A 22,416-nucleotide genomic window follows, 5' to 3' on the forward strand; every position below is an offset into this window, starting at 1 on the left:
ACGATGAGACGAAGAAGAGTATTACAGCGTCCGCGACACCACCGGAAGTCAAGGCTATGCTTGGCAGGGAAGAGGAGAAAAGGAAAAGACATTCGACCAGTCTTATCTTCCTTATCGTCTATCTTCTTTCTCTGGGGATAGGTTTTCATCTCGGCACGGTGATGGTATACGGCGGAATCTTCTTCATGATGCTGATGGTCAGGGAGAAGACTTTCAGCAATTTCGAGCTTATCGTATTTACATTCGGATTTGCGGTCATTGTGGCTGATATGACACTTCACAAGCAATCCAACCTGACTATCATCGGGTTGGTCATCCTGGTGATACTTGTCCTGTGGACGGTGATGTCGAAGGGCAGATTCGCTCTTATCGCTTCGCTCCTCTTTTTTCTGGGAATATCGGTACACCTTTTCCTTTTGATTCGATCACATATGAACCCCGAACTCGATATGGTCGATCCAGAGACCTGGAGGGCGCTGTACGCGCATCTTCGCAGAGAGCAGTACCCACCGATGAATGTCTTTGTCCGAAAGGCTTCGCCTCTGTGGCAGACAGGACAGTTTCTCCGGTACTTTGTCGACCAGTTCCGCATTTTAGGTGATGTCAAGGCTGGTCCCCTGAATATCGGAGTCCTTTCGGTCGTTATTCCAACGGCCCTCGGCCTGTACGGGATAGGGGTCAATTACCTGCGAGAGCGGAAAACCTGGGTATTGAATTTTACGAATCTTGCAGTACACACGATCGGGATGATAATCCTGCTCAACTTCAGCGATCATGAACCGAGAGAGAGAGATTATTTCTACGGTCCCGGATTCTATTTCTTTTCATTGTTCATCGGGATAGGTGCCAGCTCGATGCTCCTGATGCTGGCCGGATATCTCCGCGAATCGGGAAGAAAGATTGCTCGAGTGGTCATCCCCGTTGGCTTGATACTGATAGTCTTTTCGATACTTCCCGCCCGGGTCCACTGGTTCAGTCACGACAGGTCGGACAACTGGCTGGCGAGAGACTACGCATATAATATGCTGACAGGCTGTGAACCGGACGCGATTCTTATAACAAACGGCGATAATGATACCTATCCTCTATGGTACATACAGACTGTCGAGGGCTACAGACGTGACGTAAAAGTAGTGAACAGGATGCTTCTCAATACCTCATGGTACGTCAAGCAGCTGAAGGATCAGGAGCCGGGTGTTCCGATAGATCTGACCGATATCGAGATCGAGAGGCTCCGGCCGGTGAGAGATTCGAGAAACGGCAATATCATCTGGACATACACACGAGTGCTTGACCATATTGTCAGGACGACGAACTGGAAGAGACCGATATATTTCGGGGTGACCGTTCCCAAGGAAGTCTGGGAGATGTATTCAGACTATCTGGAGATGCAGGGCATGGTGAGGAGGCTTGTCGCGAAGAAGGGCCGCTACATGGTGAATGATTACCAGATGGCAAGGAATATGAGAGATATATTCGAGTACAGGGGGGTTCTGACCGAGGACGGCAAAACCGAGACTTCTCTGTATAAATCGATAGACGTAACGACGATGTACCAGAACTATTCGGTCGCCACCATGCAGCTCGCTTTTAATGCAGGGAGAAAAAAGGAATATCCTGAAGCCATAGATTGGGCGGAGAGGTCGTTCGCGATCAGCCCGGCTTTCGACTGGGGCCGGAAGGAACTGGGTATCTACTATATGCACAACAGGCAATACGACAAGGCAATCGAGTATTTCAAATCTCAACAGGTACGCGATCCGGACAATTGTGATTTTCATCTCGGTGTGGCTGCTGTCTATGAGACCATGGGAGACTTGGATTCCGCGCTGGATGTCCTTGCTCTCTCATCCGATGTGGCGATCGCATGCAGGGATATCTACACTCACGGCTTCAATATTGCCGCCAGGCTGGGTAGAAGGACAGAGGCGAAGGAATTTGTGAAGAAGTGGGTGGACCTGCATCCCGAAGACAGGGAGATGGCAAACTTCTACGCTGATATTGACCGGATACTGGACGAAGAGTCCGCCAGAAGGGATTCTACTGATTCTGGTGTGGAAGAAATTCCTCCAGCCGGACAAAGTCGTTAGGAAGAATATGTCGGAGAAGATCCTCAACAGATACCTTGGCCTGATGGTTTTCCTGGTCAGCGCCGTCGTATATATAATGACGATGGGTGGCACGGTCTCTTTCTGGGACAGCGGGGAATTCATTGCGACATCCTATATTCTTGGGATACCCCACTCTCCTGGCACACCGTTATACGTGCTTGTCGGCAGGGTTTTTTCCCTGCTTCCTTTAGGTATTTCTGTTGCCCAGAAAGTGAATCTGCTCTCAGCCGTTTCCGCCGCTCTTGGTGTCCTGATGGCTTACATCTCGATTGTGTATGTCGTTCGATTCATGTTCGGGAAAGCCACCACCGTGGCAGGCAGGATCGCAAGGTATGCCGGTCCTCTGGCAGGTTCGATGTTTCTCACATTCAGTGATACATATTGGACCGATGCTTCGGAAGCGGAAGTGTATGCTCTGAGTTCATTTGTGATAGGTCTCTGCACAGTATTGGCCCTGAGATGGCTCAAGAACCCGGCCGGAGAACTAGGTGAAGATGTCCGTAAATCTATCCTGGAAAAGACCGAAGGCGCAAGGGGAGATGTACTTGTCGAAAAAGCTGAGGGGGCAAAAAAGAAAGACTCGAGAAACCTGGTCCTTCTTATCATCTATCTTCTTTCTCTCGGTATTGGATTCCATCTGGGAACGATCCTCGTATTCGGTGGAATTTTTATCATGTTTCTTATGGTCAGGAAAAAGTCATTCAGCAACTTCGAACTGATTGCGTTTACATTCGGCTTTGCAGTTATAGTTGCCGACATGACCATGCACAGGCAGTCCACTTTCACGATAATCGGATTGGCTGTTTTCGCCATACTGATAATCTGGATGACAATGTCGGAGGGTAACTTTGTCCTGACGGCGACTGCCCTGTTTGTCCTCGGCATATCCGTTCACCTGTTCCTCTATATACGGTCGGGGCTCGATCCAGCGATCGATGAGGTGAATCCTGAGACCTGGAAGGCTCTTTACGCGCATCTCAGAAGGGAGCAGTATCCCGCGATAAATGTGTTCGAAAGAAAGGCTTCGATCCCGTTTCAGATCGATCATTTCGTCAGGTATTTTCAAAACCAGTTCAGACTTTTCGGCGATTATTTTGTCGGACGTGTCAATATTGGCCGCCTCAGCTCTTTTATCCCATTGCTTCTTGGCCTGTACGGGATCATGGCGAATTACCTTCGTGAAAAAAAGACCTGGGCCCTGAATTTCACGAACCTGCTACTCAATTCTGTAGGACTGATCATCTTCCTGAATTTCAGCGACCAGGAGGTCAGAGAGAGGGACTATTTCTACGGAGGAGCGTTCTATCTCTTTGCGATATTCATAGGGATCGGAGCCACCTCGTTTCTCATGCTCCTGCTTGAGCAGGCCAGAAAGACTGCCGGTGATCTGAAGAGATTCGTCGTTCCAGCCGCGATTTTCATCCTGATCTGTTCCATCCTGCCTGCTGGTTATCAGTGGCACAGGCATGACCGCTCCGAATTCTTCATACCCCGCGATTACGCTTACAATATCCTGTGCGGTCTCGAACCTGACGCGATACTGTTTACCAATGGGGACAATGATACATTTCCGCTCTGGTACCTCCAATATGTAGAGGGATTCAGGACCGACGTCAGAGTAGCCAACTTAAGTCTTCTCAATACATCGTGGTATATCAAGCAGGTGCGTGACACCGAGCCGTCCATTCCTCTTGACCTGACTGATGTTGAGATCGAAAGGCTTCGGCCGATCCGTGTGGAAAATGGTGTTCTCTGGACGAAAGACCTCGCGGTAAATCACATAATCAGGGATGTAAACTGGAAACGGCCGATATATTTTGCTGTGACCGTGCCCGGTGACGTATGGGACAGGTATTCGGGCAACCTGGAGATGCAGGGAATGGTAAGGCGGCTGATAGCCGGCAAGGGCAAGTTCATGGTGAACGATTTTATGATAACAAGAAATCTTGAGGAAATATTCGAATTCAGGGGATTCCTCACTGAAGACTGGCAGAGGGATGATTCCCAGTACAGGACCCGCGAAGTGGAAAACATGTTCATAAACTTCTCGGTCGCTGCTTTCCAGGTGGCCCAGAACAGGGCAAAAGACAACCTGCACGGGGAAGCAGTAAAATGGGCCGAGAGGTCATACGTCTTCGGACCCCGATTCGAGTGGCCCAGGAAATATCTGGGAATCTATTATTCCAGGAACAGGCAGTATGACAAGGCGGAGAAACATTATCTCACACTTTTGGCAGAAGAACCATCCAGGGGTGATTACTGGGTAGGTCTTTCATCTGTATACGAGAGTATGGGCGATCTTGAAAGAACGGTCCAGACTCTCGAAGAGGCTTCAAAGTCATCACTTGACCACAGAGACATATTCGGACATGGTTTCCGCATATCAGCGACTCTGGGCAGGAAGGAACAGGCTGTATCATTTGTGCGGCGGTGGCTTGAAGGCCACCCTGAAGATAAAGAATTTCAATCGCTTCTCGATGATATTGACAGGATACTTCAGGATGAGTTCGGGCTGGGTGGGAGTGACGATGATTGACAGGAAAGGATTACTTTGAAGAAAAGAGCAATAGTTACCGGAGCAGCAGGATTTATCGGATCCCACCTGTGTGAGAGGCTTGTCTCGGATGGTTATGATGTGAGTGGCATTGACTGTTTCACTGATTATTATGATCCGGCCAGGAAAAGACAGAATGTAGAGAATCTTCTGAAAAATGACGGTTTTTCACTTGTCGAAGAGGACATCAATTCGTGCGACCTGATTTCAATGTTCGGTGATGCAGACTGTGTCTTTCATCTTGCCGCACAGGCTGGAGTGAGAAGGAGCTGGGGCGCGGAATTCAGCCACTATGTTCAATCGAATGTCCTGGCGACACAGAAGGTCCTCGAGGCGATCAGGGAAGTCGGTGAAACAAGGCTGGTCTATTCAAGCTCGAGCAGTGTCTACGGTGAGACACAGGATCTTCCGATGAAGGAGGACCATCGGCTTCGGCCCATCTCTCCATACGGAGCGACCAAGCTTTCGGGAGAGGATCTCTGCGAACTCTATTATCATAACTATGGTATCAGGTATGCTGCTTTAAGATACTTTACCGTATACGGTCCCCGGCAGCGTCCCGATATGGCGTTCAGCCGGTTTATAACTTCCGCTTTTCAAGGTGGAACCATCGAGGTCTACGGAGATGGAAAACAGACGCGCGATTTCACCTTTGTCTCCGATGCTGTCGAGGCTAATGTGCTCGCCTCGCAATACGATGGGGACGAGAGAGTCTTTAATATCGGCGGTGGAAGCCGTGTTTCGGTCCTGGATGTACTTGAGATCATAGAGAGTGAGACAGGTAAAAAACTGAATGTAGAGTTCACACAGCGGGCACTTGGAGATGTCACCGATACCTGGGCCGACGCTTCGCGGGCTTCTTCAGAACTCGGGTTTTCCCCGAGAATCAGTCTCAGAGAAGGACTTGCGCGGGAAGTCGGATGGTACAGGGAATATCTGGGCGCCTGATCAGGAGGTAATAGCTTGGATTCGACGGGGAAATATTTCATATCTGTCGTCATTCCGTTCTATAACGAGGAAGAGAGTCTGGTAGAGCTATACTCCCGTCTCACCTCCATGCTTCAGCAGTTCTCGCGGGGGCATGAACTTATCTTTGTAGACGACGGCTCCAGCGACGGATCACTGGATATCGTGAAAACATTGCGCGAGAAAGACAGAAGAGTGAAGGTCATCGCTTTCAATAGAAATTACGGAAAATCGCCGGCCCTTTCACAGGGATTTGCCGCGGCAAGGGGAGATCTGGTAGTCACGATAGATGCTGACCTTCAGGACGATCCGGATGAGATCCCGGGCATGGTCGCCCTGCTTGATGATGGTTTCGATCTCATATCTGGTTGGAAACTGAACCGCAAGGATCCGATAACCAAGACCCTTCCTTCGAAAGTGTTTAATTTTGTCGCTTCGCTTGTAACCGGGATAAAACTGCATGACATCAATTGCGGACTCAAGGTCTACAGGAAAGAGGTAGTAAAGAGGATCAAGGTCTACGGAGAGCTTCACAGAGTGATACCGGTCCTGGCCGGATGGGAAGGTTTCCGTATCAGTGAGAAGGAAGTCTCTCATTCCGAGAGGAAGTATGGGAAAAGCAAGTATGGAGCGAAACGTTTTCTGAACGGGATATTCGATCTGATGACGGTCATGTTCATCACCCGACGCTCGACGACACCAATGCATTTTTTCGGCAGAATAGCTTTTCTGTTCCTGACGACAGGGGGGCTGATCAACCTGTATTTTCTGTTTCAGTGGATCATTGGTAAGGGTCTGCATGTAAGGCCCCTGATGGTCGTCGGACTTATTATGATCGTCATAGCCATTCAGATCGGTTCGATAGGATTGCTGGCCGAACTGTATTCGTCGAACATTGAAAGAGACTTTTCATATCGCAAGTACGAGATAGATGATTGACAGGGGAGTTTGCCAAATTGCGAATAGCGCTTGTCGGCCCCGCCTGGCCATATCGAGGCGGAATTTCTCATTACAACACATGCCTCGCTGAGGAACTATGTGGGACCCACGAGGTCGAAGTAGTAAATTATTCGAGGCTCTATCCCGGATTCCTGTTTCCAGGTAAGACCCAGTACGATGAAAGCAAGGACGCCCACAGGGTCGATTCGGTTCGCCTGATAGATTCTATCAATCCTTTCACATGGGTAAGGGCTGGATTCCACCTTGTCCGTTCCAGACCCGATGCAGTTCTGGTCCAGTGGTGGCATCCGTATTTTGCTCCGGCCATTTTCAAAATATGCTCTATCGTAAGAATGTTTACAAAGGCCAGGATAGTATTTATTTGTCACAATGTCGTCCCTCATGAAAAATCACTGGTCGACAGGCTGCTCGCCAGGATTGCCTTTTCAACGGCTCACGGATTCATGGTCCAGTCGGAAGAGGACAGGGAAAATCTTCTTGCGATGAAAAAGAATGCAGTAGCAGGGATCCACCCCCATCCGATTTATGATTTTTTCAAGAAGGGTGATACCGGCAGGGACGAAGCAAGGAAGAGCATCGGGGAGGAACCTGGAAACCTGATACTTTTCTTTGGGTATATCAGGGCCTACAAAGGGCTGGAATTCCTTATCCGCTCAATGAGTGAAATCATATCACGCATTCCTGCCCGCCTGCTTGTCGTTGGCGAATTTTATGAGGACAGGGAACCATATGACAGACTTGTAAGCGAGCTTGGGCTTGAGGATTCCATAAGATTTGTTGACCGATATGTTGAGAATGAAGAAGTGCAGCAGTATTTTTCGGCCTGTGATCTGGTTGTGCTTCCGTACATTTCGGCCACGCAGAGTGGAATAGCTCAGATAGCCGTTGCGTTCGACAGACCCATGGTCGTGACTCGCGTCGGGGGGCTTCCTGAAGTTGTGGCAGAGGGCAGGACAGGCTTTGTCGTCGACCCGGGTGATCCGTCGGCCCTGGCCGACAGGATCATCGGATTTTTCACCGAAGGTTTGGCTGAGAAGATGGCTCCATTCTTTGAAGAAGAAAAGAAACGGTTTTCCTGGGAATCCATGGTCAATGCCCTGAAGGCTCTCATCGTCCGTGCCGGAGAAGGGGGGAGGAAGATTGACGGATAACGTCGTTGACGTGGTCGTCCTCAACTGGAATGGACGGGATGTGATCTTACCCTGCCTCGAGTCGCTCGGCAAGGTCACGGATCCTCCGATTCGAGTGATGGTGGTGGATAACGCTTCTACTGACAAATCGGTGGACCTCGTTAGAGAAAGATATCCCGGGATCGAACTCGTCGAGAATCCACGGAATCTTCTTTTTGCTGAGGGAAACAACGTCGGCCTGAGGAAGGTCATGGAAAGGGGTGGGCGTTTCCTGCTTCTCCTCAACAATGACACGGAAGTCGATCCTGATTTCATCAGTGAGATGATGAAGTGCATGGATGACAAGAAAGCGGGGATAGTGGGGCCGAAGATATTCTATTTCAACGAACCGACCAGGATCTGGTACGGAGGAGGTGGGTTTATCCCCCTGCTCTGGATCCCGAAACATGAAAATATAAGAAAGAGGCAGACTCCCGATGATGATGTGATTCGTTCGACGGAATGGGTATCAGGATGCGCCATGCTCGTGCGGAGAGAAGTCATGGAAGAAATAGGATTCCTTGACCCCCTGTACACGATCTACTGTGAAGATGTGGATTTCTGCCTGAGGGCGCGCGAGGCGGGCTGGAAATGTCTTTATGCTCCCCACGCGCGCGTGTGGCACAAGGTAAGCTCTTCGAGTGGGGGAGGAATGACGCCATTCAAGCTGGAGAACAGGATCGCAAGCACAGGCAGGCTGTTTCGCCGTTTCCGGCCGGGATGCTGGAATATCCTGATGGCGCCAGTACACCTGCTGGTATTTGTTATCATGCTGGCCGGATTGGCAGTCGGGGGCCGGCCGGGACTGGCATGGGCTGCGATTAAAGGTGTCCACCGCACCTTGCGTTAATGCGCTGATGTGATGTGCTTTACAGGTTTACTGCCGGAGCGTTAAATGGTAGGATTAGAAAAAGGTGCCTGAATGATCCGAGGAGGCTTTTTTGGAAAATGATAGAGAACCTGTCAGGACATCTGATCCTGTCGCATGGCTGGATGCTGCCGCTGGCTGGCGCAAAGGTATTGTACTTGTAGTATTTCTGTTGGTCGTACTCTGTATTCTCATGCCTGATCTGATATTCAGCAACAAGATCTTTCTGGTTCCGGATACAAAGGCTCCCATCAGCTTCAGTGAGGTCGGGAAACAGGAACTTACCGAGGGGACATATCCTCTTTGGAATCCATACCTGTTTTGCGGCATGCCCAGCTACCAGAGTCTTTCATATACGCCATACGTATATCCTCCAGCATTCCTGACATACATCCTGCAGGAGTTCATGGGATTTCCCGAGATGACATGGTTGCTGATCCACTATCTGATGGCAGGCATCGGTATATACCTGCTTGTAAGGTCTTTCGGTGTCAGAAGCTCGATTGCCATCATGGCTGGCGCCCTGTTCATGATCATGCCTAATTTTATCGCGGTCGGCGCACACGGCCACGGGTCCCAGGCTTGTTCTACTGCCTATATACCGTTTGCTCTTCTGTTCTGCCGCAAGATTCTGACAGGGCGTGCCAGGCTTCTGAATTCGGGGCTTCTAGCGATCGTGCTGGGCTTCCAGATGCTTCGGGGCCATATCCAGATCTCATACTACACATATCTTATTATCGGATTCTTTTTCTTGATCCATTCTATATATCTTGCCAGGGATCGTAACTGGAAGGAACTTGCAGGTAACCTCGGTTTCCTGATGTTCAGCCTGGTTCTGGCTCTTGGAATCTCTTCAGTCCTGGTACTTCCTGTAAGAGCATACGCGGACTATTCTATCCGGGGGGGGGACGGAGGAGGCCTGAGTTACGATTATGCTACCGGATGGAGCCTTCATCCGCGCGAGATGCTTACATTTATTTTCCCCTGGTCTTACGGATTCGGAAAAGGAACGTATTGGGGCAGTATGCCTTTTACTGATTATCCGAATTATCTTGGTATTATCACCTGTTTGTTTTCTGCCCTGGCGATGATTGTGGTCAGGACCAGATGGAAATGGTATATCCTTTCCGCCGCTGTTCTGGCTACATTGATTTCGTTCGGACGGTTTTTTCCAGTCCTTTATGATCCTCTGTTCAAGTTCATGCCTTTCTTCAGCAAGTTCAGAGTGCCTGTGATGATATTGATAGTCCAGCAGCTGATGTTCGTTGTGTTGATGGCGCTTGGAATCGAGGAATATATAAAGTTGTCCTCCGAAGACAGACTTCCGGCTTTTCTCAGGATTGAAAAGCTCAAGTGGGTACTTATTGCCATGGCAGCTGTTCTGGTTATCGTCCTTGTGGCGGGTAATTCGATTCAGGACGGGCTCATAGGTGATGCGGCTGTCAAGGGAAGAGTCAGGCCCCAGATGATCAGGGTCGCGGCTTCCTCCTATGCTACTGATCTTGTAAGGACCCTGTTTATTGTTGCTGTGTCGGTGGGAATACTGTTCGTAGCTTCATGGAAGCGTCTGAGGCCCGGTCTGGTGATAGCCTTCCTCGCGCTGCTGGCTCTGTTTGATATGATCACGATAGATCATCTGGTCCTGAGACCCGAGAAGACCTGGGCTTCAGAAAGGTACAAGCTCATCCAGAAAGTGGAGGCTCGGGATTCATTCAAGGAGGAGAACAGGGTTGCTCCGATCCTGGCGTCTGATGATTCCCTGTTCAGGGTTTTTCCGATACCGTATGTCCAACCGGGTAGCTGGAGTCACAATGCATTTCCGTTCAGCGACAACAGCTATATGATCTCGGGCATGTTCTCTCTCGGTGGATATCATGCGGCGAAACTGAAGAACTACCAGGATGTGATGGATGTGATATTTGCGAGTTTCAACAGGGGAAGGATTCCGGACAAGATACTCAACATGCTTGGAGCGAAGTATTTTGTGTCTCTCCAGCCCCTTTCCTGGGAGCGTTTCGGTTACACGAAAGTACACGAGGAGGAGGGGAATAATATCTATTTGAATCCGGCTGCTCTTCAGCGCGTATTTTTTGTGGACAGGATGAAAGTGATGACAAAGGATGAGGCGTTGACTCATCTGGTATCCTCTACCTTCGATCCTTCTTCTGAAGTGCTTCTGCAGACGGTTCCGGAAGGTGGGATCGATTCGGCTGAGGGAAGCAGTGCCGAAATAACGGATTACAGGCTCAACTCGATAAAGATCAATGCGAATGTAGAAAAATCATGTATAATGGTATTAAGTGAAATTGATTACCCTGACTGGACGGCAGAAATAGATGGTGAAAGGGTCCCTGTTCTCACTGCGAATTACTGTCTCAGGGCCATAGTGGTCGGGCCGGGAGAACATGAGATCGTATTCAGGTACGAATCTCCGATACTGAAAAAGTCTCTCATCGTCTCGGTCGTGTCTCTGCTGATATCTCTCATTGCGGTCGGTTTGTCGCGGGTTATTCGCACGGGAAAGGTGGCATGAACTTGGAAGCACTTGTTGTTATCCCGACATACAATGAAAACGAGAATATTCAAAAAATCATCGAATCAGCGTTGTCGCAGGGTGACAATATCGATGTTCTTGTAGTTGACGATAATTCTCCCGATGGTACAGGCAAAATAGTGGACGGCCTCTGCGAAACCAACCCCCGTATCCATGTCATTCACAGGGAAGGTAAGCTGGGGCTCGGATCAGCATATATTAGAGGTTTCAAGTGGGCACTGGAGAACACGGACGCGAAATACATATTCGAGATGGATGCTGATTTTTCGCATGACCCCTCTTCGATCTCGGAATTTCTTAAAGAGATCGCAGAGAACGATCTAGTGATCGGGTCACGATATCTTGACGGGATCAGGGTCATTAACTGGCCATTGAGCAGACTCATACTCAGCACAGGGGCCAATATCTATACAGGTATCATTACCGGTCTTCCCCTGAAAGATTCTACCGGGGGATTCAAGTGTTTCAGGAGAGAAGTCTTGGAAGCTCTTCCCCTCGAAACAATCCGCAGTGACGGTTATTCGTTCCAGATAGAGATGAACTTTTTCTGCTGGAAAAAAGGATTCAGGATAAAAGAGATCCCTATTATTTTTTCGGACAGGACAGTCGGTACATCCAAGATGTCCCGGAAGATTATATGGGAAGCGGCGTTCATGGTCTGGCGCCTAAGATTCATGTCTCCCCGGCGATGGAAATAAATGGATCTTTCTATAATCATCATCACGTACAACAGCAGAGTGCCTGTGGAGAAGTGTCTGCGGTCGATAGCCCAGAACCCGCCATCCTGTTCCTACGAGACGATAGTGATAGATAACGACAGTTCGGACGATACGGTAGAGGTCGTATCGAATGGATTTCCCGATTGCCGCGTCATTACTAATGAAGACAACAGGGGATATTCCAGGGGAGTCAACCAGGGGATAGATATTTCAGGCGGAGAGTTCGCTCTGATCCTCAATCCTGATATAGAAGTATTGGAAGGTTCACTGGACAGGCTGATCGAATTCATGCGTAACCATCCCGAAGCTGGAATGGCCGGGGCAAAACTTCTTTATCCGGACGGGACACTTCAGTATTCCTGCAGATCGTTTTATACGATCAGCACTCTTTTTCTGAGAAGGACTTTTCTTGGAAAGGTATTTCCCCGCGCCCGAGCCTTGAAAGACCATCTTCTGCTCGACTATGACCACGAAAAAGAGAGGGAGGTGGACTGGCTTATCGGGGCCTGCTTGATCGTCAGAAGTAATGCTCTGGAAAAAGTGGGCAAGATGGACGAGCGATTTTTCCTCTACTTCGAGGATACGGACTGGTGCTTCAGGATGCATCAGCATGACTGGCAGGTCTGGTATGTCCCATCCTCTGTTATGACACATAGCTATGAACGATCGAGCGCCAGGTCGGTCTTCAGAAAGCCGTTTCTGCTTCACATGCTCAGCTTGTTGAGGTATTACGAGAAATGGGCAAGCGCGTTCTACTTTTTCAGGAGGCACAGGGGAGTTTTGAAATCTTTCGTTTTTGTGGCAGGTGATATCGTAGCAATCAATGCGGCATTTTTTGCGGCATATGGCCTGAGAGGAGCGATCCAACCGTTTTTCACTAACAGTCTTTATCCCCTCGACTGGTACGCGTTCTTTATTGTTTTCTACAATCTTATATTTTTCATGATCTTTCTAGTGGGAGGGCTGTACAGGATAAGACGTGAAACGACTGGCACATCCGAGTTGTTCAAGGTCGTCCGATCGGTGCTTACCACCTTTGCCATATTGCTTGTGGCGACATATCTGACACGTATACGTATCTATTCAAGGGCTGTGTTACTTGGGCAGGCTGTGTTTACAATAGTTTTTGTTACCGGCATTCGGAATCTTTTCAGGTCCATTCAAGCGCATATGGTGAAAGCAAGTTTTGATCTGAAGAGGATATTGCTGATCGGTGACGACCAGGAAGTAGAGGAAATCGCGAAGCTTATCAGGGAGCGCCCCTCACTCGGGATGGATATTGTGGGACATGTCGGTGGAAGTGGGGAAGTCCTGGGAGATATTGACGATCTTGCTTCCATCGCAGAAAGATTCAGAATTCAGGAGATCGTAGTCATGCCTTCATGCTTTGAGGATGATTCGATCTCCGCAATTATACGAAATTCAGTCCAGGCAGTATTTTCGATCCGGATCGTGGCCCCTGTGGCAAGATTTATCGGTGGGACTGAACGTGTTGAAAAACTCGGTAGGTTTTATACCTTTCAGGTAGAGGGTGGCGCTCACCAGCTTATGCGTAGAGGCATAGCGAGAGTGATGGATGTGTCTGCCGGACTTCTATTTCTGCTTTCCGGCATATGCTACCCTTTCTGGTTGATGTATGGCAGAGCCAGTGGGAGATTGTCGTTCTTTTCAGAGCAGAGGACGGGGCCTGGACAAAAGACGTTGTCCTGGCCGAGAGTGGTCCGGCAGGGCGGAAGGGAAGCTTCTGATTTTCTCAAGCCATCTTTCGGTCTCAGGTTGCTTACCGGGAAACTGGCTCTGGTCGGGATGCCTTCTCTAGATCCAGGTAAGGCAGGCAGGCACATGATCGACACTGGTTTAAAGCCCGGGATCACGGGAAAATGGAGGTTCTCTGGCCCTGATGATCTTGAATCGATTCTGGAGGACGAAGTGCTGGAGGGACGATGGAGAACGACGACCGGATATTTCGAGATTCTTTTCGAGTCGTTCGGGTACATGTTGAAAGGAAAATACCCCCTGTGGTTCTTCAACAAGGAGATGGACAAGTGAAACGCTCGATCTTGATACTTGTTTTTATTTTGTTCGGGTTTACGGGCATCGTGTCCGGAGCCGCGGGGGACTGGAATATCTATCTTGATGCCAGTGCGATCGTCGACATCTCGATGGCTGGAGACAGCCTCTGGTGCGCGACGAATGGAGGAATCCTCCTCTTCGACCTCACTGATTCGACATTTACACAGCTTCTGGACGGCCTGCAGCTGAGATCAGGCAATATAAGCTCGGTCGCGATCGATATAAACGGGAGTGTCTGGGCCGGATTCCTGTCTCAGGGAATGGCGAGGATAGACGCCCCCGGAATTATGCCAGAGGTCACTCATTTCAGCGAAAACTCCACATTCAACCAGATCCTCAGCGATAGTGTGACATGTCTGGAAAGCGCCGGAAGAGATGTGTACTACGGCACGATGCGCGGGGTCGGTAAATTCTTCGATAATATTCATTCCTTCGAACCGAATCTTTCAGACAATCTTGCCGGAAGAAAGATCAACGATCTCCTGTTTGACGGGGCGATCAACTCTCTATGGATAGGGTTCGATAATGGTGTCGCTCTGTACAACAGGGAGTCTTTCGAATACAGGTCCTGGGATGTAGGCGAGGTTTATTCGATATGCGAACATCAGGGCAGGATGCATGCCGCCACGGATACTGGTGTGTTGATGCTGAACGGAACTGATTGGGAAGAGACAGGGAGTGGGTTTCATGTACCGCCCGTATTGGGTGTCTCTTCGGGGGGTGGCGAGATTTTTGCCGCTACCGCGGAAAGAGTGTATACGTTCAACGGAAATTACTGGGCTAGTGTCGATGCTATCGGCATGAAAGCGCTATTTAATGATGACTACAGGATAAAGTCGAATCATATAAGAGCGATCGTTGTCGATGACAACGGTTCTCCCTGGATCGGGGGGAGAAGACCTGAAGGAGGAGTCAGGGGTAGTTACCTGTCTACATTCGATGGTTCTGTCTGGAAAAACAAACGTATGCATTTGCTTTCGCAGAACAGCGTCATGAGGCTTGATACAGCTCCGGGAGGAGGAGTCTGGGTCAGTACCGGATTTGGTATAAGCTATATGTCGCGGGACGGAGACTGGTCGTCATACACAAAGATCAGGGTCGATACCGGGGATGACGAGGCACTTTCATATTTCGGGCCGAACCTCACGTTGCTTTTCGACGACCAGAACATACTATGGTGCAATTCACTCGATTATGATCTTGATATGATTGATGTAGGAGACCCCCTTGACCATGATGATGATATCTGGAGGCATTTCTCGATCGATGACATGACCAGCATCACCTCGGATCGTTTTGTCAGCGCCAGAATCGATCCAGCCGGAAACAGGTGGTTTCTTTCAGACGATGATCTGCAGAGCGAAGGGAAATGGGGAATCAATATTGTTGATAGAAATGTGTCGGATTGGCTTTCGGTAGATCCGGGAACGACTCCGGCAATGGCCAGCGGATCGATTTTCGATTGCGCTTTCGATGCTGCGGGAGTCTATTTTGCAATGCGGGGGTATGGAGTCCAGTACTGGCATACAGGCGGGTTTTCCTGGGGGGACATAACGAACACATCAGACGATTACTGGATAACGATCCTGGGGCAGGATGACCTTCCAGCGACTCAGCTTACATCGATCGAGATCTCAAATGACGGTTCTCGCTGGATAGGGACTTCGTCGGGACTGGTGCGGGACGGTTCTGATGGAATAATCGATTCTTTTCTGGTGAAGACCAGTTACAACGGTGAAGGACTTGTAGGCCTGCTGGTCTACGATCTCGAATTCGACTCTTACGGAAACCTCTGGGTAGCAACAAACCAGGGCCTTAACAGGATCAACCCGGATGGAGAGATCGACAGGGTATATACTACGGCAGATCTCTGGGAGGACCGGTTCCAGTTTGTCTATCCTGAAACGGTCATTTCCCCTCTGCCCTCTCATGTCTGTCTGTGGCTGGCCTGTGACAGAGAAGAAGACATACTATGGATAGCTACAGACTCCGGACTTGCCCGGCTTGATGTCAGTCCTGAGGAGGAAGTAGATATCGAGCTGGCACGGGCTGTGCTTTACCCTAATCCGATCCATACTGCGAGGGGTGACGACAGGCTGAGAATATCGCGGATCTCTGGTATGGTCGATATCCGCGTATACACTCTTTCAGGAGAACTCGTCCATGAGGTGGATGGAGTCTCCGATGGAGAAGAGGCCTGGGACCTGCTTTCGATAAACGGATTCAAGGTTGTATCAGGCATTTATATTGTAAGGATCATTGGCTCGCATGGTAGTGAGATGAGAAAGGTCGCGGTCGTCAGATGATGGACGAGAATCGAAAGAAAATCCTGATCGTAGGTGCAGGTGAAGCCGGCAGAATGGTCGCTGATGAGATCAAGTCGCATCCCGGCCTCGATGCTGTGGTCACTGGATTTCTTGACGATGATCCGGGACTGTCGGGAGGGAAGATAGGAGAAGCCTATGTGCTTGGAAATACAGCCCAGCTTCAGGATGTCGTCAGGACTTACGGAATAGGGGAGATTATAATCGCTGTGCCGACGGCGCCTGGGAGATTCGTGCGGGACATGGTACGGCGCTGCCGCAAGGCCGGGATTCCCTACAAGATCGTTCCCGGTGTTATGGAGATCATAAAGGGTGATGTTCACATCGATCAGATCAGGGAAGTGAGGGTGGAGGATCTTCTTGGAAGAGAGACGGTAAGTTTCGATGTGGATTCAGCCAGAAAACATTTTGCCGGGAAGCGTGTCATGGTGACCGGGGCAGGCGGTTCGATCGGGAGCGAGCTCTGCAGGCAGATAGCGGCAGCGGAACCCGAAGGCATAGTCCTGTTCGGCAGGGGTGAGAACAGTATCTTTGATATCGAGGAAGATCTGAAGGCAGTCAATCCGGACCTGGATGTGGGTATGGTGATAGGGAATCTTACTGATGCGGGAAAGATAGAAAGAATGATTACAACTTATTCTCCACATATCGTCTTTCACGCTGCTGCCCACAAACATGTGCATTATATGGAAAGAGATCCTTCAGAAGCGGTCACAAACAATGTAAAAGGAAGCATAAACCTGATAAGGGCCTGTAATCGTGCTGGAGTCGAACGTTTTGTTTTCATTTCCAGCGACAAGGCGGCAGATCCGACAGGCGTTATGGGAGCTACCAAGAGAGTCGTCGAGATCTTTCTGCGTGAGTTTGACGGAGATGACAGGTGCAGCTATATCACTGTCAGGTTCGGAAACGTCATAGGAAGTCGGGGCAGCGTTGTCCCACTTTTCCTTAGGCAGATCGCTCGTGGAGGCCCGGTTACTGTCAGCGACGAAGAAGCGACAAGATTCTTTATGACGGTCCGTGAAGCCGCATCACTCGTAATCAGGTCTTCGATAATCGGTAATGGGGGAGAAATTTTCATTCTCGATATGGGAGAGCCTGTGAATATCCTTGAGATGGCGAGGGATATCATCATGCTTACCGGACATGAACCTGGCTCTGAGATCCCGATCAGAATCACCGGGCTTAGAGATGGTGAAAAGCTTCACGAAGTCCTGACAAGTGAAAAAGAACTCCTGCAGCCATCAGAGGACGACAAGATCATTTCCGCGATCTCTTCAGGTGAGGTCTCAGGAAACATCACAGGCGAGATCGATCTTCTGATCGAGGAAGCGGAAAAGGGTGACCAGGATGAAGTTCTTCTTCGTTTATCCGCTATCATTCCTGGTTTTAACGCCAATAAAAGACCTCTTTCCTGAAAGAACGGAGTCATTTTGGTCATCAGGGAGGAAAAGAATATAAACAGGGAGGAGTTGTATGACTTCCTCTCGAAGAACGACAAGGCAACTTTCTTTCATACTCCCGCATGGCTGGATTCGATTTCTTCGGCATTCAACAATATAGAGCCTTCCTGGCTTGTCGCCAGGGAGGGTGAATACATCCAGGGCCTGATGCCTGTCTGCAGGATCAGGAGAAAAGGGTTCTTTATACTTTCAGCGCTACCTTTTGGTACATACGGAGTTCCTTTGTCAGGCGATAGCGGGATCGTTCATTCGTTGTTAGGAAAGTTCCGGCAACTTGGGCGATCATTCCGTTGCCTGGAGTCGATTGCCAGTCTCTACGGGATGGATGCTCTTCCACAGGGCCTGCCATTGGAAGAGATCAGGGAAGAAGAATGCCTTGTAATCGATATCCGCGGAGGATTCGATCGATACAGGTCTGATCACATAAGCAAAAAGAAAAGACAGACATGTAATAACTGCATGAAACAGGGGATCGAAGTCAGGCCTCTTTCAGGCAGCGATGAAGTCTCGCGATTTTACAGCCTGTATCTGGAGGCCTCCAGGGATTGGGGTGGGGTGCATCCATACCCCAGGATTTTCTTCGACAGTTTGTTCGATAGAAGAAGCGAAGGTGTCATGATCTGGGGGGCTTTTCAGGACAGCAAGATCCTCGGAGGACATATTGATTTTTATTTCGGGAACCACGCTCAAGCCTGGCAGGCCGGAATGGACCCGGACTCTGATGTCTCGGGTATTGCTTCCTTGCTTGTCTATAATGCGGTAGAGGAAGCTTGCAGGCGTGGTATTGACGAATTCAATCTCGGTAGCAGTGGTGGGAACAGGGGACTAATGTTTTTCAAGGAATCCATGGGTGGGCGTGAAAAGACATATCCCGTCATGGATACGAGAAAAAAATGGTGGAAGTTGCTGAGAAGATGACAGAAAAGAATCGATCACGCCTCGCTGGAAATACAATTTCCCTGACAATAGCCGGTGCTGTGGGAATGCTCTTCACTCTGATTCAGCTCAGCATTCTAAGCAGGTATCTTGATAATGAGGTTTTCGGATTATTCGTGGCTCTAAGGGGTTTTTCGCTTCTTTTTTCCACATTGATCCTTGCAGGTCTGCCCCAGGTTATAATCCGGTTTTTCCCTTCGTATCAGAACCGTGGAGAGACGTTCAGGGCTTTTATTCTCTTCACCGCTTCAATAACCGTCATTCTTTTGCTCGGTACTGCCGTTGTACTTTCAAGTGGTTCCTGGAGGGGTTTCATTCCGGATACCGGCCTTTCAGGAAATGACCCGGCGATCACCGGCTGGCTGGCCGCCGCTTCAGTGGCAATAGCGCTGAAACTCCTTTTGTACAGCGTGTTCAACGGGCAGAGAGTGATGCATTACCAGATGATACTGGAAGTCATATACCTGGCGGTCTTTACCTTTGTGATATTTATTCTCAGGCATGGACTGGGACTGGTCATGCTTTTCAGGTTGTTATGTATTCTCAATACCGGAGTCTTTATTGCAGGATTACCTTTCGCGTTTCTGTCCATGAAGAGGGGACGGGATGCTCTCCGTGTCTCGGGAGTAAAAGAGATCATTACTCCGTCATTCATGCCCTATCTCGGCAATTCAATCCTTCTGAGCCTGGTCGCACTAGCCTTTACAGATTTCGACAGGTTCCTGATGTCGTCAGTGTTACCTCTTTCTTCGATATCCCTTTTCCATATAGCGTCCAGGATAAACAGTCTTCTTAAACGTTTTCTGGGATATCCAGTGATAGCCCTTCAACCGGAGATAACCAGGATATACGAAGAAGGAAGATACGAAGAGTTGAAGGGAAAGATAGTCCTTTTTACGAAGACTACTTTTATATCCGCTCTGTTCTTTGTCTTTGTCACAGCCGTTGCCGGCAGGAGTGCCATAAGGATCCTCAGTGGAGAGGCATTCGATCCTTCCTACAGGATATTGCTGGTATTGTTGCCATGTGTTCCTGTCGCTGCACTCATAGCCCCCCTTCTATCAACTATGAGAGGACTTCATTTCATGCGTTGGGCCGTTCTGGCAGATTTTGTGTGGATGGGTGTCTATTTTGGGACATTTCTTGTTTTTGTGTCGGCTATGGGGGTGACGGGAATGGCCGTTGCCCAGCTATGTGCTACTTTAGTCCAGATGACTGTCGTAGTGGCCGTGTCGAAAAAATATGGATTCTATGGTGGAGTCGGCAGGGGATGTGGCAGGGCGCTTGTTGTATTTTCCATATTTACCATAACGGGGGTATTCGCGGTTCATATCTGGAATTTTCCGGCTGCCGCGATTATAGTGGTTCTTTCGCCGTTTATTCTGAAGGGTGTGGTCTCAGGACTGAAATTGTTCGACAAGAACGAATCAGAGATGTTAAGGGATATGATAAGAGTGCGGGTATTGCAGAATGGGATCACATGGATAACAGGAAACTGGAGGAATCGTTGAAATCACCGCGAGTGCTGATGTTCATCAACTTTTTCCCACCTTCCGCGGGTGGAGGAGTATATCGGCCTCTATCGTTTGTGAAATATCTTTCGAGACTTTCCTGGGATATTACCGTTATCACTCCGCGGCCCGGGGGTTTCTGGATCTCGGACCCGGCGCTTGTGAGGGAAGTACCCGATAGTGTAAGAGTGATCCGTACGAGTTCTCTATCAGGACAGAGCGTGCTCGGCAATATGAATAAGAAGGGATCTTCGAGGCGGTCGTCCGGCAGGTTTGGAATATTGAGAAGGTTCGGCGAGTATTTTCTGGTGCCTGACACTTATATAGGGTGGATCCCTTTTGCATGTATGGCCGCGAGAGCTCTGAAGAATGAAAGTTTCGATATTATATATTCGACCAGTCCGCCGGACAGCACCCACCTTGCGGCAAGGAAGTTCGCCATGCGAACGGGAATACCGTGGGTGGCTGATTTCAGGGATCCATGGATAGGTCTCTATCTCAGGAAGCCACCTACGCCTTTTCACCGTTCGATTCATCACAGGATGGAGGCTCGGGTAGTTGAAGCGGACCGGGTCATCGTTACGACCGACTGGCAAAAGAAAGTGCTTGAGGAAAATCATCCGGGATGCAGAGTGGAGAAGATTCCGAACGGTTTTGACGAGGATGACTTTGCTGAAACAATAAAACCCGCGGTGACTACAGTCGATGCTCCTGATGGAATATTCAGGATAGTACATTGCGGGATGCTCACACTGGGACGCACGTCCGGTCCGTTTCTGGATGGGTTAGCCAGGTTTTTGTGTTCGAGGCCTGAATCGCGCGGCAGGGTAAAAGTCGTTTTCGCGGGGGCTCGTGAATCAGATAACGAAGAACTGGTGCATCGTTACGGGCTTTCAGATACAGTAGAGTTCATGGACAATCTACCTCACTCGCAGTGTGTGAACCTGGAGAGAGACAGCCATGTACTGCTTATGATCAAGCACGATGACGAGAAGTACAGGGGGCTGATCCCGGGAAAACTTTTCGAGTATATCGGGGCCCGAAGGCCGATCCTTGCGATAGCGCCCGAGGGAGAGGCTGCGTCGATCATTGCGAGGGAGAACAGGGGAGAGGTAGTATCACATGGTTCCCCCGAAAAGGTCGCAGATACTCTGAGCCGACTCTATGACCTCTTTCTTGCTGGAACCCTGGAAGAGTCATATTCCCTGGACGAACTTCCCTCATACTCGAGAAGAATAGCCGCAGATACACTGGACGAGATCATGCGAGAAATGATAGGCGATGCGGCAGGAAAGCAATAAAGATCCGTAGCTGCTTTCGGAGGAGGAAACGGACTGAAATGAATGGTGAAAGTAATAAACGCGGAAGTCGGGATCATATTATTCTCTCGCTCTGTGCCCTTTTGTTTCTTGCCCTCATCTTTCCGTTGAGAGGCTCGATCACCGATGACACATTTATTCATATGCAGTACGCGAGAAATGTGGCTGAAACGGGGGAACTGTCATTTAACAGGGGCGAGCCGACTTATGGGGCGACAAGCCCCCTCTGGGTTTTTCTTCTCGCACTGGTATACAGGGTCGGAGGCGATATGGCGGTGTGGAGCAGGATCCTGTCGCAGTTCTTCGGCTTTGCCTCCATCCTGTTGATATACAGGTTTGTCAAAGCGATCGACGGCAGGGCATTCGTCGCTGGTTCAGCGGCGGTGGTGATGTCCGCGGAGGCCTGGCTTGTAAGGTGGAGTACTGTGGGTATGGAGACTTCGTTTTCGGTCTTTATGACGATAGCCGCTCTCCTGGCATCTCTTCATGTCCTCAGATCTCAGTCGAGATCGGTCCTGTTCGGGCTTATTCTATTTGCCGCCTATCTTGCGCGGCCGGAATCTCTACTCCTGGTGCCTCTCGCCGTCATCTCTTTCGCCATATTCAGAGGGGGCGAAAAGTCATCGTCGAGATTTACATGGCTTGCGGTCTACTCTGTGCTGATCACGATATGGATGATAGCCATCCATGATCATACGGGTACCTTTTTTCCTCTTACGGCCGGTGCAAAGCAGGGTCATTTTGGGTTTTCTTTCGACATATTGAAAAGGCTTATTGTTCCAGCGAAGATACTCGGTGCCACGGTGGGCATCCCCCTGGTGATCATAGTCGTGTCGATGATAGCCTGGATATCCGGTCGGCGTGATCTGTTTGCCCCCTCTTCCAGGAC

The 22,416-nt window shown here is 49.6% G+C and carries 15 protein-coding genes; all 15 read left to right on the plus strand.

The window, feature by feature from the left end:
- Nucleotides 1-2,090, plus strand: a 2,090-nt coding sequence (locus KOO63_15435) for a tetratricopeptide repeat protein (GenBank protein ID MBU8923211.1), incomplete at its 5' end; no start/stop codon positions are given.
- 7 nt (nt 2,091-2,097) lie between these two features.
- Nucleotides 2,098-4,647, plus strand: coding sequence for a DUF2723 domain-containing protein (locus tag KOO63_15440; protein MBU8923212.1), 2,550 nt, complete (start codon nt 2,098-2,100; stop codon nt 4,645-4,647).
- Nucleotides 4,648-4,662: 15 nt separating this feature from the next.
- On the plus strand, nt 4,663-5,613 hold the full coding sequence (locus KOO63_15445) for a GDP-mannose 4,6-dehydratase (GenBank protein ID MBU8923213.1): 951 nt from the start codon (nt 4,663-4,665) through the stop codon (nt 5,611-5,613).
- Nucleotides 5,614-5,652: 39 nt separating this feature from the next.
- Nucleotides 5,653-6,570 carry a glycosyltransferase family 2 protein gene (locus tag KOO63_15450; GenBank protein MBU8923214.1) on the plus strand — a complete coding sequence of 306 codons (918 nt, stop codon included), beginning with the start codon at nt 5,653-5,655 and terminating at the stop codon, nt 6,568-6,570.
- Nucleotides 6,571-6,587: 17 nt separating this feature from the next.
- Nucleotides 6,588-7,742 carry a glycosyltransferase gene (locus tag KOO63_15455; protein MBU8923215.1) on the plus strand — a complete coding sequence of 385 codons (1,155 nt, stop codon included), beginning with the start codon at nt 6,588-6,590 and terminating at the stop codon, nt 7,740-7,742.
- Nucleotides 7,732-8,610, plus strand: coding sequence for a glycosyltransferase family 2 protein (locus tag KOO63_15460; GenBank protein ID MBU8923216.1), 879 nt, complete (start codon nt 7,732-7,734; stop codon nt 8,608-8,610). Before KOO63_15455 ends, KOO63_15460 begins: the two co-directional genes overlap by 11 nt.
- 91 nt (nt 8,611-8,701) lie before the next feature.
- Nucleotides 8,702-11,161, plus strand: coding sequence for a YfhO family protein (locus KOO63_15465; protein MBU8923217.1), 2,460 nt, complete (start codon nt 8,702-8,704; stop codon nt 11,159-11,161).
- The gene (locus KOO63_15470) at nt 11,158-11,880 is read left to right on the plus strand and encodes a polyprenol monophosphomannose synthase (protein MBU8923218.1); all 723 of its coding nucleotides are present in this window, start codon (nt 11,158-11,160) and stop codon (nt 11,878-11,880) included. The genes KOO63_15465 and KOO63_15470 overlap by 4 nt, the downstream gene beginning before the upstream one ends.
- Entirely contained in the window at nt 11,881-13,950 is a 2,070-nt protein-coding gene (locus tag KOO63_15475) for a glycosyltransferase (GenBank protein MBU8923219.1), read from the plus strand. It begins immediately after the preceding gene.
- Nucleotides 13,947-16,280, plus strand: a complete 2,334-nt coding sequence (locus KOO63_15480; GenBank protein ID MBU8923220.1) for a T9SS type A sorting domain-containing protein — start codon at nt 13,947-13,949, stop codon at nt 16,278-16,280. The genes KOO63_15475 and KOO63_15480 overlap by 4 nt, the downstream gene beginning before the upstream one ends.
- The gene (locus tag KOO63_15485) at nt 16,277-17,716 is read left to right on the plus strand and encodes a polysaccharide biosynthesis protein (protein MBU8923221.1); all 1,440 of its coding nucleotides are present in this window, start codon (nt 16,277-16,279) and stop codon (nt 17,714-17,716) included. The genes KOO63_15480 and KOO63_15485 overlap by 4 nt, the downstream gene beginning before the upstream one ends.
- 15 nt (nt 17,717-17,731) lie before the next feature.
- A complete protein-coding gene (locus KOO63_15490) occupies nt 17,732-18,679 on the plus strand; it encodes a GNAT family N-acetyltransferase (GenBank protein ID MBU8923222.1) in 948 nt (315 codons plus the stop codon).
- On the plus strand, nt 18,655-20,208 hold the full coding sequence (locus KOO63_15495; GenBank protein ID MBU8923223.1) for a lipopolysaccharide biosynthesis protein: 1,554 nt from the start codon (nt 18,655-18,657) through the stop codon (nt 20,206-20,208). Before KOO63_15490 ends, KOO63_15495 begins: the two co-directional genes overlap by 25 nt.
- A complete protein-coding gene (locus KOO63_15500; protein MBU8923224.1) occupies nt 20,178-21,509 on the plus strand; it encodes a glycosyltransferase family 4 protein in 1,332 nt (443 codons plus the stop codon). The genes KOO63_15495 and KOO63_15500 overlap by 31 nt, the downstream gene beginning before the upstream one ends.
- A 38-nt stretch (nt 21,510-21,547) precedes the next feature.
- On the plus strand, nt 21,548-22,416 hold an 869-nt coding region (locus tag KOO63_15505; protein MBU8923225.1), incomplete at its 3' end, for a glycosyltransferase family 39 protein.

This window comes from Candidatus Latescibacterota bacterium (assembly GCA_019038625.1).
Classification (GTDB): Bacteria; Krumholzibacteriota; Krumholzibacteriia; order Krumholzibacteriales; family Krumholzibacteriaceae; genus JAGLYV01.